The 13,737-nt window shown below is 69.0% G+C and carries 13 protein-coding genes; 6 read left to right on the top strand and 7 right to left on the bottom strand.

Going from position 1 to position 13,737, the window contains the following annotated elements; genetic code table 11:
• Positions 1-61: 61 nt before the first annotated feature.
• The gene (locus tag HUA75_RS01065) at positions 62-418 is read left to right on the top strand and encodes a hypothetical protein (RefSeq protein WP_141645943.1); all 357 of its coding nucleotides are present in this window, start codon (positions 62-64) and stop codon (positions 416-418) included.
• A gap of 23 nt (positions 419-441) precedes the next feature.
• Here HUA75_RS01065 and HUA75_RS01060 read toward each other — a convergent pair whose 3' ends face one another.
• Entirely contained in the window at positions 442-1,935 is a 1,494-nt protein-coding gene (locus tag HUA75_RS01060; protein ID WP_174485309.1) for a carboxypeptidase M32, read from the bottom strand.
• A gap of 68 nt (positions 1,936-2,003) precedes the next feature.
• Between HUA75_RS01060 and HUA75_RS01055 the strand changes: the two genes are divergently transcribed.
• The gene (locus tag HUA75_RS01055; protein WP_174485308.1) at positions 2,004-2,546 is read left to right on the top strand and encodes a hypothetical protein; all 543 of its coding nucleotides are present in this window, start codon (positions 2,004-2,006) and stop codon (positions 2,544-2,546) included.
• 3 nt (positions 2,547-2,549) lie between these two features.
• Here HUA75_RS01055 and HUA75_RS01050 read toward each other — a convergent pair whose 3' ends face one another.
• Positions 2,550-4,175 (bottom strand): peptide chain release factor 3, encoded by a 1,626-nt coding sequence (locus tag HUA75_RS01050; RefSeq protein WP_141645946.1) that lies wholly within the window; start codon positions 4,173-4,175, stop codon positions 2,550-2,552.
• A 116-nt stretch (positions 4,176-4,291) separates the two neighbouring features.
• Between HUA75_RS01050 and HUA75_RS01045 the strand changes: the two genes are divergently transcribed.
• Complete coding sequence (locus tag HUA75_RS01045; protein WP_141645947.1) at positions 4,292-4,699, top strand: RidA family protein; 408 nt, start codon at positions 4,292-4,294, stop codon at positions 4,697-4,699.
• 82 nt (positions 4,700-4,781) lie between these two features.
• Positions 4,782-5,684 (top strand): helix-hairpin-helix domain-containing protein, encoded by a 903-nt coding sequence (locus HUA75_RS01040; protein ID WP_174485307.1) that lies wholly within the window; start codon positions 4,782-4,784, stop codon positions 5,682-5,684.
• A gap of 109 nt (positions 5,685-5,793) precedes the next feature.
• On the opposite strand, the gene HUA75_RS01035 is transcribed toward HUA75_RS01040, so the two are convergent.
• The 4 genes from HUA75_RS01035 to HUA75_RS01020 all read right to left on the bottom strand — a co-directional run bounded on the left by HUA75_RS01035 (position 5,794) and on the right by HUA75_RS01020 (position 10,786).
• Positions 5,794-7,851 (bottom strand): kelch repeat-containing protein, encoded by a 2,058-nt coding sequence (locus HUA75_RS01035; RefSeq protein ID WP_371746030.1) that lies wholly within the window; start codon positions 7,849-7,851, stop codon positions 5,794-5,796.
• Between the two features lie 316 nt (positions 7,852-8,167).
• Positions 8,168-8,971 (bottom strand): ABC transporter permease, encoded by an 804-nt coding sequence (locus HUA75_RS01030; RefSeq protein ID WP_174463201.1) that lies wholly within the window; start codon positions 8,969-8,971, stop codon positions 8,168-8,170.
• A 4-nt stretch (positions 8,972-8,975) separates the two neighbouring features.
• A complete protein-coding gene (locus HUA75_RS01025; protein ID WP_141645951.1) occupies positions 8,976-9,782 on the bottom strand; it encodes an ABC-2 family transporter protein in 807 nt (268 codons plus the stop codon).
• On the bottom strand, positions 9,779-10,786 hold the full coding sequence (locus HUA75_RS01020) for an ATP-binding cassette domain-containing protein (RefSeq protein WP_141645952.1): 1,008 nt from the start codon (positions 10,784-10,786) through the stop codon (positions 9,779-9,781). Before HUA75_RS01020 ends, HUA75_RS01025 begins: the two co-directional genes overlap by 4 nt.
• A gap of 124 nt (positions 10,787-10,910) precedes the next feature.
• Here HUA75_RS01020 and HUA75_RS01015 point away from each other — a divergent pair, with 124 nt between their 5' ends.
• Positions 10,911-12,125 (top strand): small ribosomal subunit Rsm22 family protein, encoded by a 1,215-nt coding sequence (locus HUA75_RS01015; RefSeq protein ID WP_141645953.1) that lies wholly within the window; start codon positions 10,911-10,913, stop codon positions 12,123-12,125.
• Between the two features lie 192 nt (positions 12,126-12,317).
• Here the strand turns inward: HUA75_RS01015 and HUA75_RS01010 are convergent, their stop codons facing one another.
• On the bottom strand, positions 12,318-12,509 hold the full coding sequence (locus tag HUA75_RS01010; protein WP_141645954.1) for a hypothetical protein: 192 nt from the start codon (positions 12,507-12,509) through the stop codon (positions 12,318-12,320).
• Between the two features lie 252 nt (positions 12,510-12,761).
• Here HUA75_RS01010 and pip point away from each other — a divergent pair, with 252 nt between their 5' ends.
• Positions 12,762-13,730 (top strand): prolyl aminopeptidase, encoded by a 969-nt coding sequence (gene pip, locus HUA75_RS01005; protein ID WP_141645955.1) that lies wholly within the window; start codon positions 12,762-12,764, stop codon positions 13,728-13,730.
• Positions 13,731-13,737: the final 7 nt, after the last annotated feature.

The following is a 13,737-nucleotide window of genomic DNA, read 5'->3' as shown; positions in this document are numbered from 1 at the left end:
ACTTCCAGTTGCCCCCCTGCTCGGCGTGCATACCCTGGTTAGCGGTTCGGAGGTGCGAGCGATGACTGGAGCGAGACTGGGCGGTGCTCGCGCGGACGTGTCGCGCTGCATTGATGCGAGCCTCCAGTGCCAGGCGGCCTGCGAAGCAGGCATGGCGCGGATGGTGGCGCAGGGACAGACGCTGAGCAGCGCCTCGGTGCGCGTGCTGCGGCAGTGCGCGGAGCTGTGCGAACTCAACGTGCGCGCGCTGCGCAAGGAGAGCCGGCTGGCGCGGCGCACCACCAGCCTGTGCTTCGAGCTGAGCAGCCTCGTCGCGCGCACGGCCTGGCTGGACGCGGATGACCCCGGCTCATACACGCTCGCGAAGGACGCGCTGCGGCTGGCCCGTTCGTGTCATCCGCTCCTGTTCTCGTTCTGAGTCCGCGCGTCTTTTGACAGGGGTCAGAGCGAGATGCCGTAGAGCGCGCCGTACTTCGCGCGCAGATACCCCAGGAAGTCCGCGTCGGTGAGGCCCTGTCCCGTCACCTCGCGCACCCGCTCCTCGGCGGGCAGGCGGAAGCCCTGACGGTGGATGCGCTCACGCAGCCAGTCGCGCAGCGGCAGCATCTGCCCCCGGCGCAGTTGCCCTTCGAGGTCCGGCAGCTCCCGCCCGGCGGCGCGGTACAGCGAGGCCGAGTAGAGATTGCCCAACGAGTACGTGGGGAAGTAGCCCAGCTCGCCCCAGGCCCAGTGGATGTCCTGGAGCACGCCCTGCGTGTCATCGGGCGGAGTGACGCCGAGGTAGCGCTCCATGCGCGCGTTCCACGCGGCGGGCAGCTCCTCCAGCGGAAGCTCGTCGCGGATGAGCAGCAGCTCCAGTTCGTAGCGCACGGCGATGTGGAGGTTGTACGTCACCTCGTCGGACTCGGTGCGGATGAGCGACGGGCGCACGTCGTTGACGACGGTGTGGAACGCCTCCAGGTCCACCTGGGCCAGCGCGTCGGGGAAGCTCTCGCGCAGCAGCGGGAAGTAGTGCTCCCAGAAGGGGCGACCCCGGCCCACGAGGTTCTCCCAGAGCCGCGACTGTGACTCGTGCAGCCCCATGGACGGCGAGGCCGCCAGCGGCGTGCGGTAGTGCTCGGGCGAGAAGCCCTGCTCGAACAGGCCGTGCCCCGCTTCGTGGATGGTGCTGAAGATGGCGGACAACGGGTTCGACTCGTCCACGTGCGTGGTGAGCCTCACGTCGAGCGCGTGCGTGCCTCCGGTGAACGGATGGATGCTCACGTCCTGTCGGCCCGCCTCCAGGTCGAACCCCAGGTCCCCGAGCAACCGCAGCGTGAAGCGCCACTGCGCGTCCTTGTCGTAGCGACGCCCGTCGAAGAGGGCCGGCACCTGTCGCTTCGCGCCCGAGAGCTTGCCCACCATGGGGATGAGCTGCTCGCGCAACGTGGTCAGCACCGGGGTGAGCCGGGAGACACGCATGCCGGGCTCGTAGCCCTCCAGCAGGCCGTCATAGCGCTCGCCATCATGGCCGTACGCATCCGCCTGCTCGCGACGCAGCTCCAGCAGGCGTTGGAGGGCGGGCTGGAAGCGGGCGAAGCGGCGCTCCTTGCGGGCCTCGCGCCAGGCATGGAGGCCGTGACTCTGGGCCTCGGCCAGGGCGCGGACCAGGGCGGCGGGCACGCGCACCTCGCGCTCCCGCTCGCGCTGGAGCACGGTCACCATGGCGCGCTCGTCGTCGGACAGGCCCGCCTCGGTGGCCGCCCTGGCGAGCGCATCCCCCAGCCGAGGGTCCACGAGGCGCTCGTGGTGGATGCCCTGCAGGGTGGACAGCTGGTGGGCTCGCGCGGGGCCCGCCTTGGCGGGCAGGTACGTCTCCTGGTCCCACGTGGCGAGGCCAATGAGCCCCTGGAGGTCCTTCAGCTCCTGCATCCGGGAAAGCAGCCAGGTATCCATGAACTCTCTATAACCCGCCGCACCCCGGGCTTTCGCGGGGAGGAACACAAGGGTATGAGGGCCGGGCAATGGCCAATGTCCTTCAGTTCTTCATGATTCCCGACGACGAGCTCGCCTTCTTCCGCTTCCTGGAGCGCTTCGTGCTGGAGGTGTACCCCCGGCGCGTTCCAGCGGACTGGACGACGTTCCGCGCCCATCAGGACAACATGGCGCGACTGCCCGAGGACGAGCTGTACCTGGTGGCCAGCGACCTGGGCCCCGCCATCGTCGACAAGATGAAGCGCGGCCCGGACAAGGGCTACTGGCGCGTGGACGAGGTGCGCTCCCCCGTCATCTTCCTGGAGCGCTGCCGCACCAACGAGGAGGGCGAACTGCTCAGCGGCAAGCTCTGGGCGGAGCTGGACATCACCGCGCAGACGGGCCGGAAGAACGCGGCGCCGGACCGCTTCCGGCGCCTGTTCATGGACATCGAGGAGCACGTGAAGAAGACGTTCCGCCGGGGCCAGCCGAAGGACTTCTTCGTCGGCCCCAAGACGGCCCGCCTCTACAAGGAAGGCCTCGTCCTGCGCGACTCCGCCTTCCGGGGCGGCACCGTGAACGTCTACAAGTAGCGCTCAGCTCCCCGAGGCGACCGCCGTCAGCTTGCGCAGCATGGGCGCCTCGTTGAGGAACTTCAGGTCCGGGTGCTTGTCCTCGGCGTGCTGGAGCGCCCAGTCGTCGCGGAAGAGGACCAGCGGCAGACCGTCGCGGTCCTGCACCGTCTGACGGTTGCCTTCCCAGTCGAAGGACTTGGGGTCGAAGTTCGGCCCCACCACCCAGCGCGCGTGGCTGAAGGGCAGCCGGTCCAGGGCAATCTTCGCCCCGTACTCGTGCTCGAGCCGGTACTGGAGGACCTCGAACTGGAGGGCGCCCACCACGCCGACAATCGGGTCCTTCATGCCCATGCTGAGCTGCTGGAAGATCTGCACGGTGCCCTCTTCCGAGAGCTGCTCCAGGCCCTTCTCCATCTGCTTGCGGCGCAAGGGGTCCTTGGAGCGCACCACCGCGAAGTATTCGGGGCTGAAGCGCGGCACGCCCTCGAACTCCACGTCGGTGCCCTCCGCCAGCGTGTCGCCGATGCGGTACTGCCCCGGGTCGAACAGGCCGATGACGTCTCCGGGCCAGGCGTCTTCAATCGCGGTGCGCTCGGCGGCCATGAACTGGCTCGGCTTGGCCAGACGCACTTCCTTGCCCAGGCGTGAGTGGAACGCGTTCATGCCCTTCACGTACCGGCCACTCACCACGCGCATGAAGGCGATGCGGTCTCGGTGGGCGGGGTCCATGTTCGCCTGAATCTTGAACACGAAGCCGGCGAACTTGGGGTTGTTGGGCTCGCGCGGGCCCAGCGTCGTCAGGCGCGAGGTGGGCGCGGGGGCCAGGTCCAGGAAGGCATCGAGGAACGGGCGCACGCCGAAGTTCGTCATCGCGCTGCCGAAGAACATGGGCGTCAGCTGGCCCGAGTCGCTCTTCTCGCGGGTGAATTCGTCACCTCCGATGTCGAGCAGCTCGATGTCCTCGTGGAGCTTGGCCAGCTCCGACTCGGTGAGCACCGACTTGATGTCCTCCGAGTCGATGGAGACCGAGCGCTCGCCAACCTCCGACTCGCCGTGGGTGCCCTCGGCGGAGAAGACGTGGACGACGCGGGCCTGCCGGTCGTAGACGCCGCGGAACTCCGGCCCCATGCCAATGGGCCAGTTCATCGGATAGGAGCGGATGCCGAGCACCTGCTCCAGCTCGTTCATGAGTTCGAGCGGCTCGCGGCCGTAGCGGTCCAGCTTGTTGACGAAGGTGAAGATGGGGATGCCGCGCAGGCGGCACACCTTGAAGAGCTTCTTCGTCTGGGGCTCGACGCCCTTGGCGGCGTCGATGAGCATCACCGCCGCGTCGGCCGCGGCCAGGGTGCGGTAGGTGTCCTCGGAGAAGTCCTGGTGGCCCGGGGTGTCCAGCAGGTTGACGGCGTGGTCCCGGTACACGAACTGGAGGACGGACGAGGTGACGGAGATGCCGCGCTCCTTCTCCAGCTCCATCCAGTCGCTGGTGGCGTGGCGCCGCGCGCGCTTGGCCTTGACGCTGCCGGCCAGATGGATGGCGCCGCCGTACAGCAGCAGCTTCTCCGTCAGCGTCGTCTTGCCCGCGTCGGGGTGGGAGATGATCGCGAAGGTGCGCCGCCGGGCGACCTCCCTGTCGAGCTCGTTCGTCATGACCCGGGGCCAACTACCACGGGCCGTGTTTCCTTGCAGCCAACAAGGAGCCCCTGGCGGTCCGCCCGAGGCCCGTGGGAGGGTCTGCCCACACTTTCTCGCCTTCGGAGGCAGCCATGCAGCGGACCCATCACTCCACGGGTACCCCCTGGGAGCCCGTCGTGGGCTACTCGCGCGCGGTGAGGGTGGGGCCCTTCGTCTCCATCTCGGGCACCACGGCCACCGACGCGGCGGGGCAGATTGTCGGGGTCGGGGATGCCTACCTGCAGGCCGTCCAGGCGCTCCGGAACATCGAATCCGCGCTCCTGGCCGTGGGCGCGGGCCTGAAGGACGTGGTGCGCACGCGGATGTACGTCACGGACATCTCCCGCTGGGAGCAGGTGGGCCGGGCGCATGGGGAGTTCTTCGCCAGCATCCGTCCGGTGACGTCGATGGTGGAGGTGAGCAAGCTCATCTCCCCGGAGATTCTGGTGGAAATCGAGGCGGACGCCATCGTCGCGGACGCGCTCGACAAGGCACCCTGAGGAACGAGGGCTCCCCTGCCCGCTTGGATTGCATCGCCGGGGGTGGTCGCCTCGCGCCCGACGCTCCAAGTTCGAGGGAGCCATGGGCGTCGAATGGAAGGACAACATTGGCATCGCGGATGCGCTGGAGCGGGTGGCGGACCTGCTCGAGGAGCAGGACGCGATGCCCTTCCGGGTGACGGCCTACCGCAAGGCGGCGGGGTCGATTGGCCAATGGCCGGAGTCCGTGGCGGAGCTGCTGGCGTCGAAGGGCGAGGCGGGGCTGCGGGAGCTGCCCGGGGTGGGCAAGAGCATCGCCGCGGCGGTGGCGGAGCTGGTGCGCACGGGGCAGCTCGGGTTGTTGCAGCGGCTGGAGGACGAGTCCTCGCCCGAGCAGTTGCTCGCCAGTGTGCCGGGCATTGGTCCGGAGCTGGCGCGGCGGATTCATGAAGAGCTGGGTGTGCGCTCGCTGGAGGAGTTGGAGCAGGCGGCTCATGACGGCAGGCTCGAAGCGGTGGAGGGCTTTGGACCGCGACGCGGGCAGCAGGTGCGGGACCTGCTCGAGGCGCGGCTGGGCCGGAACCGGCGAGGAGCGGCGCGCAAGCGCGAGAGCCAGGATGAAGGGCCTCGGCCCGACGTGGGGTTGTTGCTCCAGGTGGATGAGGAGTACCGCCGGAAGGCGGACGCGGGAGAGCTGCGGACCATCGCGCCCCGGCGGTTCAATCCATCGGGGGAGGCGTGGTTGCCGGTGATGCGGCGCAAGCTGGACGGGTGGAACGTGCGGGCGCTGTTCTCCAACACAGCGATGGCACATCAGCAGAAAGCGACGCACGACTGGGTGGTGCTGTACTTCGACCAGGAAGGCGACGAGGGACAGTGCACCATCGTCACCGCGCACGGTGGACCGCTGGACGGTCGGCGCGTCGTGAGAGGTCGCGAGGTGGAGTGCCTGGCCTATTACGGCGTGGAGTCCGAGGAGGCGGAGGCGCCTCAGCCCGGGGCGTGAACCCAGGAAGTCGGCGTGGACAGGCGCGCCTGGGCAATCCTGCCAGCGCGACGTCCAAGCCCCTCCCGCCCGCGTCCACACCGGGACGCGGGCGACAGGAGCCCCATCGTCAGAGCGCTGGCGTGTACAGCTCCGCCGAGGACAGCGCTCCGCTGGTCCCCAATCCTCCCGCGACGAGCAGTCGCCCGGAGATGGCCAGCCGAGTCACCGTGCCGCTCGACAGCGCGTTGGACATGGTGCCCGCGGACGTCCACTGACCGAGCGCCGGGTCGAACACCTCCGTCGTGGACAACAGGCCCGTTCCCGCCCCGGCGTCCCCGCCCAGCACCAGCACGCGGCCCGAGGACAACACCGACGCCAGCGCGCCGTAGCGGCTGCTCGTCATGGGCGCCACCGTCGTCCAGCCGCCCTGCGCCGGGTCATAGATCTCCGCCGTGGCCAGCGCGCCGCCCAGGCCCCAGCCGCCCGCCACCAGCACCTTGCCTCCGGGGAGCGCCACCGCGATGTGTCCATAACGCGTGCCCGACATGGAGCCCGTCTGCGTCCACTGGCCCGTGTGCATGTTGTAGAGCTCGGCGGTGGCCGTGTCGCCCGTGGGCGTCGTGCCGCCCACCACCAGAACCTGCCCGGACAACAGCATCGTCGCGGTGTGGTTGACGCGACGCACGTTCATCGGACCCGTCGTGCGCCAGGTGCCGGAAGGCGGGTCATACAACTCCGCCGTGGCGAGGATGCTGCTGAAGCTGGAGGACATCCGCCCTCCCGTCACCAACACCTGCCCCGACTCCAGCAACGTGGTGGTGTGCCGCGAACGGGCCCCCGCCAGCGCGCCGGTGCTGCTCCACTGTCCCGTGGCCAGGTCATACACCTCCGCGGACGACAGATAGGACGAGGAACTGGCCTGCCCGCCAGCGACCAGCACGTTGCCCGATGGAAGCTCGGCCGCCCCATGCAGGAAGCGCGGCGCGACCAGGCTCCCCGTCTGCGTCCACGTCACCAGGTGCTCGTCGTACAGCTCCGCGCCCGAAAGCCCGCTGCCGCCGGTGCTCGTGCCTCCCGCCACCAGCACCTTGCCGGAGTCGAGCAACGTCACCGAGTGGTGATACCGCGCCGACGACATGACGGCCGTCGGGCGCCAGGGCGGCGTGGGCACCGAGAAGCGCTCGGCCGACGAGGCCCCCTGCGTTCCCTCCGCGCTTCCTCCCGCGACGAACACGTCGCCCTGGGGCAACAGTGTGGCCGTGTGCCCCAGCCGACTCGTGCTCATCGAAGACGTCACGCTCCAGCGCACCAGCGCCGGGTCGAAGATGGCCGCGCTCTGCAGATACGGGCTGTTGCCATCCGTGCCACCACTGACGAGCACCTCGCCCGAGTGCAGCAGCGTGGCCGTGTGCCGCGCCCGCTCTCCTGGCAGTCCCTGCGCCACCGAAGTCCAGGTGCCCGTCCCCGGGTCGAACAGCTCCGAGGTCCGCGAGGCCGTGAGCTCATCGATGAAGCCTCCCGCCACCAGCACCTTGCCGGACAGCAGTCGCGTCGCGCTGTGCCCCGAGCGCACTCCGAGCATCCCCGCGGCGAGGGTCCAGAGCCCCGTGCTCGGCTCATACAGCTCCACGTCATTCACGAACGAGCCTCGCGGTCCGACTCGCCCCCCGGTGACCATCACCCGTCCATTGCCCAGGAGCGTCGCCGTGTGTCCCACGCGCGCCCTGCGCAGCGCACCCGTGGCGGACCACGTCCCCGTGGCCGGGTCATAGAGCTGGGCTGTGGCCAGTCCCGCGCTCGCGCCGTTCTCTCCGCCCACCACCAGCACCTTCCCGCTCGACAGCAACGTCGCCGTGTGGCCGGAGCGCAGCGAGTCCAGGTTCCCCGTCGCGACCCAGGTCCCCGCGGTGGGGTCATACAGCTCCGCGGTGCCCGTGGACGACGCGCCGGAGTCACCGCCAGCGACGAGCACCTTGCCGTTGTTCAGGAGTGTCGCGCTGTGTCGACGCCGCGCGGCGCCCAGCGAGCCCCCGGGCAGCCAACGCACGCCCTTCGGGTCGTACAGCTCCGCGCTCGACGAGGACTGCCCGCCCACCACCAACACCTGCCCGGTGCGCAGCAACGTCGCCGTGTGGTCCATCCGCTGGAGCAACATGCTCGGCGTGGGCGTCCAACCCTGGCTCACGTCCAAGCCCGCAGTCGCCTGTGCTTCCGACGTTTCTGCAAATTCCTCGTGTGAGCATCCCGCTAGGACAAGCGCCGACACAAGCGCGGCCAGTCGGCCGAGCCCGATACATCGATTCATGGGTGGGGGTCCTTTCCTTGGGGTGTGCGCCCGACGAGCCGCACGCGGCGGCCCTTACCCCAGTCCCGAGGAAGGAGGCCAATTCCGCCCTTGAAAAGATGTGTCGACACCAGATGAGACAGGTGGGGTTGATACACCCCACCACCGAGTCAGCGAGCGCTCGCCGGCTCGAAAGACTCGGTCGAGATGAAAGGGATTAGCTGCTGGCGGAGGTGTAGTGGCCGATGGAGCGAATCCAGACGCGCCGCGCCACCCACGCGAAGATGGCCGAGCCCACCACCGCCCCCACCAGGGACTGCGCTGGCAGCCGGCCCAGCATGGCCTCCGCCGGGAAGGTGGTCATCAAGGCGAGGGGAATCACGTAGGTGAAGACCAGGGTCAACGCCCCCTTCGCCACGCCCTTGAACACGGATGACGGCCAACGCGCGAAGTCAAAGATGGACGTGAAGAGGTAGGTGAGGTTGTCCACCCGGACGACGAAGAACGCGGCGCTCACCGTCAATATCCACAGCGAATACAAGAGCAGCGTGCTGGTGCCCAGGAGCAGCACGGACGTCAGGAGCCCCAAGGGAGATGGCCCGCGTCCCAGCAGCATGAAGGCGTAGAGGAAGAGCCCCAGGCCGGTGAGCACGTTGAACGCGCGCCACGGCAGGAAGCGCTGCGTCGACACGAGGAACTGCGCATCCGCGGGCTTGAGCAGCACGAAGTCCAGCGTGCCCTTGCGGATGTGCTCCACCACGCCGGTGAGGCTGGGGTTGATGGCGCCCTCGAGGATGCCTTGCAACAGGGTGAACCAGCCCACCACGAGCAGCGCCTCGCCGAAGCTCCAGCCCTCGACTTCCGGCCGGCTGCCGTAGACGACGAACAGCGGCGCCAGCGCGGTGAAGACCCAGCACAGCGACGTGAAGCCGTCGGTGAAGAAGTCCGCCCGGTACTGGAGCGCCTGGAGGCCGGACGCCTTGAGCTGCACTGTCAGCAGTCGCAGATATCGCCGCACCATGCCCCTACCCTCCGAACGCCGCGAAGCGCTTCACGCCCTGCTTCCAGAGCCCCACCGCGAGCGCGCCCATGCCCAGCACCCACGCCCACTGCCTTGCCAGGAGCCCCAGCGCGGTGGGCAGGTCATGCGCGTTCGTCATCAACTCCACTGGCAGCCCCATCTGGTAGCGGAAGGGCAGCCAGTCGATGACGGTGCGCAGGCCCTCGGGCAGGAACTCCACCGGGTACATGTAGCCGGAGCAGACGAAGAAGAGGACCATCCACACCTCCATCATCTTCTGGCTGCTGTCGAGGAAGAGGCTCAGCGCGCCGATGGCCACATTGGCCAGGAAGGTGATGGCCCAGCCGCCCAGCACCGCGAGGATGAACAGCGCCCACTGCCACGCATGCTGCGGCACCGCCTTGTCCGCGCCCACCAGGGCGATGCTCAGGAGCACCACGGGCAGGGCCACCACGACGCGCATGGGGAAGCCCGCCACGTTGTCGGACGCGTAGCCCCACAAGGGAGAGATGGGACGCAGGAGGCGCATCGCCAGCGTGCCCTGCTTCACCTCCCAGTTGATGAGCCACGCGGCCCATGCGCTGGTGAGCTGACGCACGGCGAAGGTGGCCAGGAAGTAGCCCACGAAGTCCGCCTGGCCGAAGTTGCCCACCGGGGCGCTCTTGGCCACCGCCATCCACAGCACCATGTTGACCAGCGGCATGGTGGTGGACAGCACCCAGACGAACATCTCCGCCCGGTAGGCCACCGACTCCGCGAAGCTCACGCGCAGCATGGTGGGCAGGGCCCGCAGCAGACCTCGGGCATTCATGCCGTCACCGACTCGGCGGCCTGCAGCCTGCGGGCCTTGTTCTCCGCGAACAGCTCGCTCATGACCTCTTCCAGCGGCGCGTTCTCCACGGTGAGGTCTGTCACCGGCAGTCCGGACAGGGCGCGGGAGATGGTGGCGTTGACCGCGTCCTGCTTCACCTGGAGCACCGCGGTGCCCGCCTCGTGCGTCACCAGCTTGCCCAGGGGCTCCAGGCGCGAGGCGTCAACCTGCTCGGACAGCCGCAGCACCACGCGCTTCTCCGGGCGCACGCGCTGCACCAGCGCCTCCAGGCTTCCGTCGTAGGACAACAGGCCCTTGTCGATGACGATGACGCGCGGGCAGAGCGCCGCCACGTCGTCCATGTAGTGGCTGGTGAGGATGAGCGTGGCGCCGTACTTCTCGTTGTAGTCCTTGATGAACGTGCGCATGGTGGCCTGCATGGACACGTCCAGGCCGATGGTGGGCTCGTCCAGGAACAGCACGCGGGGCCGGTGGATGAGGGCCGCCGCCAGCTCGCACTTCATCCGCTCGCCCAGGGAAAGCTGGCGCGTCGGCTTGCCGATGAGGTCGCCAATCTCCAGGAGCCCCACCAGCTCGTCCAACGTCTGCTTGTATTGCAACGTCGGCACGTCGTAGATGGCGCGGTTGAGCTCGAAGGTCTCCGCCGGAGGCAAGTCCCACAGGAGCTGCTGCTTCTGCCCCATGACGAGCATGATTTTCTTGAGGAACGCCTCCTCGCGCAGGCGCGGCACGTGCCCGTCGACGCGGACCTCGCCCTCGGAGGGGTGCAGGAGGCCGGAGAGGACCTTGAGCGTCGTCGTCTTGCCGGCGCCATTGGGGCCCAGGAAGCCCACGCGCTCTCCCGGACGGATGTCGAAGGAGATGCCGTCCACCGCCTTCACGGAGGTGTAGGTGCGATGGAAGAGCGAGCGGAGGGCCGCCTTGAGGCCTGGCGGGCGCTTGTGGACTTTGTAGTGCTTGCGCAGCCCGTGGACGGAGATCATGTGCGACAAGGGTTTAACGCGGACGCCCCCGGGTGGCGACCGTGGAGTTGAGCAAGTGGCGGGGTGACAACGGGTTGACATGGGCGGCTTCCGGGAGCGGCCCCTCGGTCGAAGGCTTGGCGGGATGAGCAACGGATACAGCAAGGACCTGGAGCGGTGGATGCCGCGGCTCATCGCCGTGTGGCGCGCGTCACGCGGCAAGGGTGACGGGCCGGAGGGGCGGCTGACGCCCCAGGAAGTGAAGGAAGTGGGCGCCGGCGTGCGCCAGCTCTCGCTGGGCCTGACGCGGGAGCGTCAGCTCGCGGGGGCGCGCTACATGGACGACCCGAAGCTTTTGGGCGCCTACCTCCTCTTCTACTGGCCGGTCTCGTATGCGCAGGCCCGGCAGGTGCTGGGGGAGCTGCCAAACCGTCCCCGACAGGTGCTGGATTTGGGCAGCGGCCCGGGTCCGGTGGCCTTCGCGGCGATGGACGCGGGCGGGAAGGAAGTGACGGCGGCGGACCGCAGCAAGGCCGCGCTGAACCTCGCGCGCGCACTGGCGACGGAGGCCGGCGAGGCGCTGGCCACCCGGGAGTGGGACCCGACGAAGAAGGCCGCCGTGCTGCCGGAGGGGCAGTACGACCTGATTACGATGGGCCACGTCATCAACGAGCTGTACGGCACGGGGGACAGCGCGACGACGCCTCGGGCGGCGCTGCTCGAGGCGGCGCTGGCGAAGGTGAAGCGCGGCGGCAGCCTGCTGGTGATGGAGCCCGCGCTGCGGGAGACGAGCCGCGGCCTGCTGCACGTGCGCGATGCGATGGTGGCGCGCGGCTATGCGGTGCGTGCGCCGTGCATGTACCGGGGTGCGTGTCCGGCGTTGGTGAAGGAGACGGACTGGTGCCACGCGGAGCGGCCCTGGCCGATGCCTCGCGTCGTGGAGGAGCTGGCGCGCGCGGCGAGCCTGCACAAGGAAGCGTTGAAGATGAGCTACCTGCTGCTGGCGCCCAAGGGCGAGGAGTGGCCGGAGCTTCCGCCGGGTCGGCTGTTCCGCATCGTCTCCGAGCCGCTGGAGGGCAAGGGACGGCACCGCTACATCGGCTGCGGGCCGGAAGGCCGCGTGGGACTGGCGATGCAGGAGCGTCACCGCACGGAGAAGAACGAGCGTTTCCTCCAGTTGCACCGAGGTGACGTCATCGCGGTGACGGAGACGGAGCCCAAGGGCGACGGTCTGGCGATGAGCGATGCCTCCGAGGTGCGGATGGTGGCGCCCGCGGGCAAGGGCGTGCCACCGCCTCCTCCGAAGGAGGACGCGCCCGTGAACCCGGGAACCAGCCCGAACCCTGGCGCGCCCTCCTGACACACGGAGAGGTCGCGGGCTCCGACACGGCCCGCGACACGGTGCCCCGCGTGAACTCCGAGTCACGCGGGCCTTGGCATGGCCCGCGAGATGCGGCCTCCTAGCGAACCATGAGGTGCGCGGTGGCTCACGCCGGCGAGCGAAGGCTTGTGAGCGCCCCAGTGAGGCCCGCTCCACGGGTCCTCGCGTCGCTCAAGCGCGAGCTTGCGAGTAGGCCCCCGTGAGCACGTCGCGCATGTGGCGGAAGGACTTCACGCTGTCCTGCGCCGCGCTCACCGCGCCTTGAAGCAGGACGGTGGCCTGGATGCGAACCAGCTGGAGGCGACGGGGCGCGGCGTGGTCTTCGTTCTTCCGAGGGGGCGTCATCAGGGAAGCGAGATTCATGGAACGCTCCGGGGTGTGAGGAGACGGGAAGCAGCATCCACCGCTCCCGCAACCTCCACGTCGCGCGCGGGCAACATCGTCGTCACATCGCGTTCAGGGCGCGGCCGTGGCGTGCGGCATGTGCCCTGCCCGACAGTCCCCACCCCAGGCAAGAGGACACGCGAACACCTCCGGACGGTGACACACGGGCCGGCCGGCGATGAAGAACCGGTCTGCTAGCGTGAGAGACTCTCTCGTTGTCCTGGAAGGCGCATGTCCGTTCAGTCCCCGCCGTCGCGGATGCTGTACCCCCCGCTGGAGCCCTATCGCATGGGCCGCTTGCGGGTCTCCTCGCTCCACGAGCTGTACTTCGAGGAGTGTGGCAACCCGAAGGGCAAGCCCGTGGTCTTCGTCCATGGTGGCCCAGGGGGAGGTACGGACGCGAAGCAGCGGCGGTTCTTCGACCCGACGGCCTATCGCATCGTCCTCTTCGACCAACGCGGCTGCGGCCGGAGCACTCCGCACGCGAGCCTGGAGGAGAACACCACCTGGGACCTGGTGGCCGACATGGAGCGTCTGCGCGAGCACCTGGGCATCGAGCGCTGGCAGCTCTTTGGCGGCTCCTGGGGCAGCACGCTGTCACTGGCCTACGCGCAGACCCATCCGGAGCGCGTCACGGAGCTGGTGCTGCGCGGCATCTTCCTCTTGCGCAAACAGGAGCTGGACTGGTTCTACCAGCGCGGCGCCAGCGCCCTGTTCCCCGACGCGTGGGAGCACTACCTGGCGCCAATCCCCCTGGAGGAGCAACGGGACTTGCTCGGCGCGTATCACCGGCGCCTGACGAGCGCGGACGCGGCGACGCGACAGGAGGCCGCGCGGGCCTGGAGCGTGTGGGAGGCGCGAACCAGCTATCTGCATCCGAACCTGGAGCTGGTGGCACGCAACAGCGCGGACGACTTCGCCCTCGCCTTCGCGCGCATCGAGTGCCACTACTTCTTCAACCGTGGGTTCCTGCGCTCGGACACGCAGCTCCTCGATGACGTGCCGCGCATCCGTCATCTCCCCGCGGTCATCGTCCAGGGGCGCTATGACGTGGTGTGCCCACCGGAGAGCGCGTGGGCGCTGCATCAAGCGTGGCCGGAGGCGGAGCTGGTCATCGTTCCGGATGCGGGGCATTCGGCGAACGAGCCAGGCACCACGTCCGCGCTCGTGGAGGCCACGGACCGGTTCCGTCCGCGGTGAGCCAGGG

The sequence above is a fragment of the Myxococcus sp. CA040A genome (assembly GCF_013336725.1).
Taxonomy (GTDB): Bacteria; Myxococcota; Myxococcia; order Myxococcales; family Myxococcaceae; genus Myxococcus; species Myxococcus llanfairpwllgwyngyllgogerychwyrndrobwllllantysiliogogogochensis.
The sequence above is the reverse complement of the archived record's forward strand: the minus strand, read 5'-3'. Positions and strand labels throughout refer to the sequence as shown.

Bases quoted from the DNA above. Each gene is read 5' to 3' on its own strand.
- pip (WP_141645955.1), top strand. From the start codon at position 12,762: ATGTCCGTTCAGTCCCCGCCGTCGCGGATGCTGTACCCCCCGCTGGAG.
- HUA75_RS01030 (WP_174463201.1), bottom strand. From the start codon at position 8,971: ATGGTGCGGCGATATCTGCGACTGCTGACAGTGCAGCTCAAGGCGTCC.
- HUA75_RS01025 (WP_141645951.1), bottom strand. From the start codon at position 9,782: ATGAATGCCCGAGGTCTGCTGCGGGCCCTGCCCACCATGCTGCGCGTG.
- HUA75_RS01010 (WP_141645954.1), bottom strand. From the start codon at position 12,509: ATGAATCTCGCTTCCCTGATGACGCCCCCTCGGAAGAACGAAGACCAC.
- HUA75_RS01060 (WP_174485309.1), bottom strand. From the start codon at position 1,935: ATGGATACCTGGCTGCTTTCCCGGATGCAGGAGCTGAAGGACCTCCAG.
- HUA75_RS01040 (WP_174485307.1), top strand. From the start codon at position 4,782: ATGGGCGTCGAATGGAAGGACAACATTGGCATCGCGGATGCGCTGGAG.
- HUA75_RS01050 (WP_141645946.1), bottom strand. From the start codon at position 4,175: ATGACGAACGAGCTCGACAGGGAGGTCGCCCGGCGGCGCACCTTCGCG.
- HUA75_RS01045 (WP_141645947.1), top strand. From the start codon at position 4,292: ATGCAGCGGACCCATCACTCCACGGGTACCCCCTGGGAGCCCGTCGTG.
- HUA75_RS01065 (WP_141645943.1), top strand. From the start codon at position 62: ATGACTGGAGCGAGACTGGGCGGTGCTCGCGCGGACGTGTCGCGCTGC.
- HUA75_RS01015 (WP_141645953.1), top strand. From the start codon at position 10,911: ATGAGCAACGGATACAGCAAGGACCTGGAGCGGTGGATGCCGCGGCTC.
- HUA75_RS01055 (WP_174485308.1), top strand. From the start codon at position 2,004: ATGGCCAATGTCCTTCAGTTCTTCATGATTCCCGACGACGAGCTCGCC.
- HUA75_RS01020 (WP_141645952.1), bottom strand. From the start codon at position 10,786: ATGATCTCCGTCCACGGGCTGCGCAAGCACTACAAAGTCCACAAGCGC.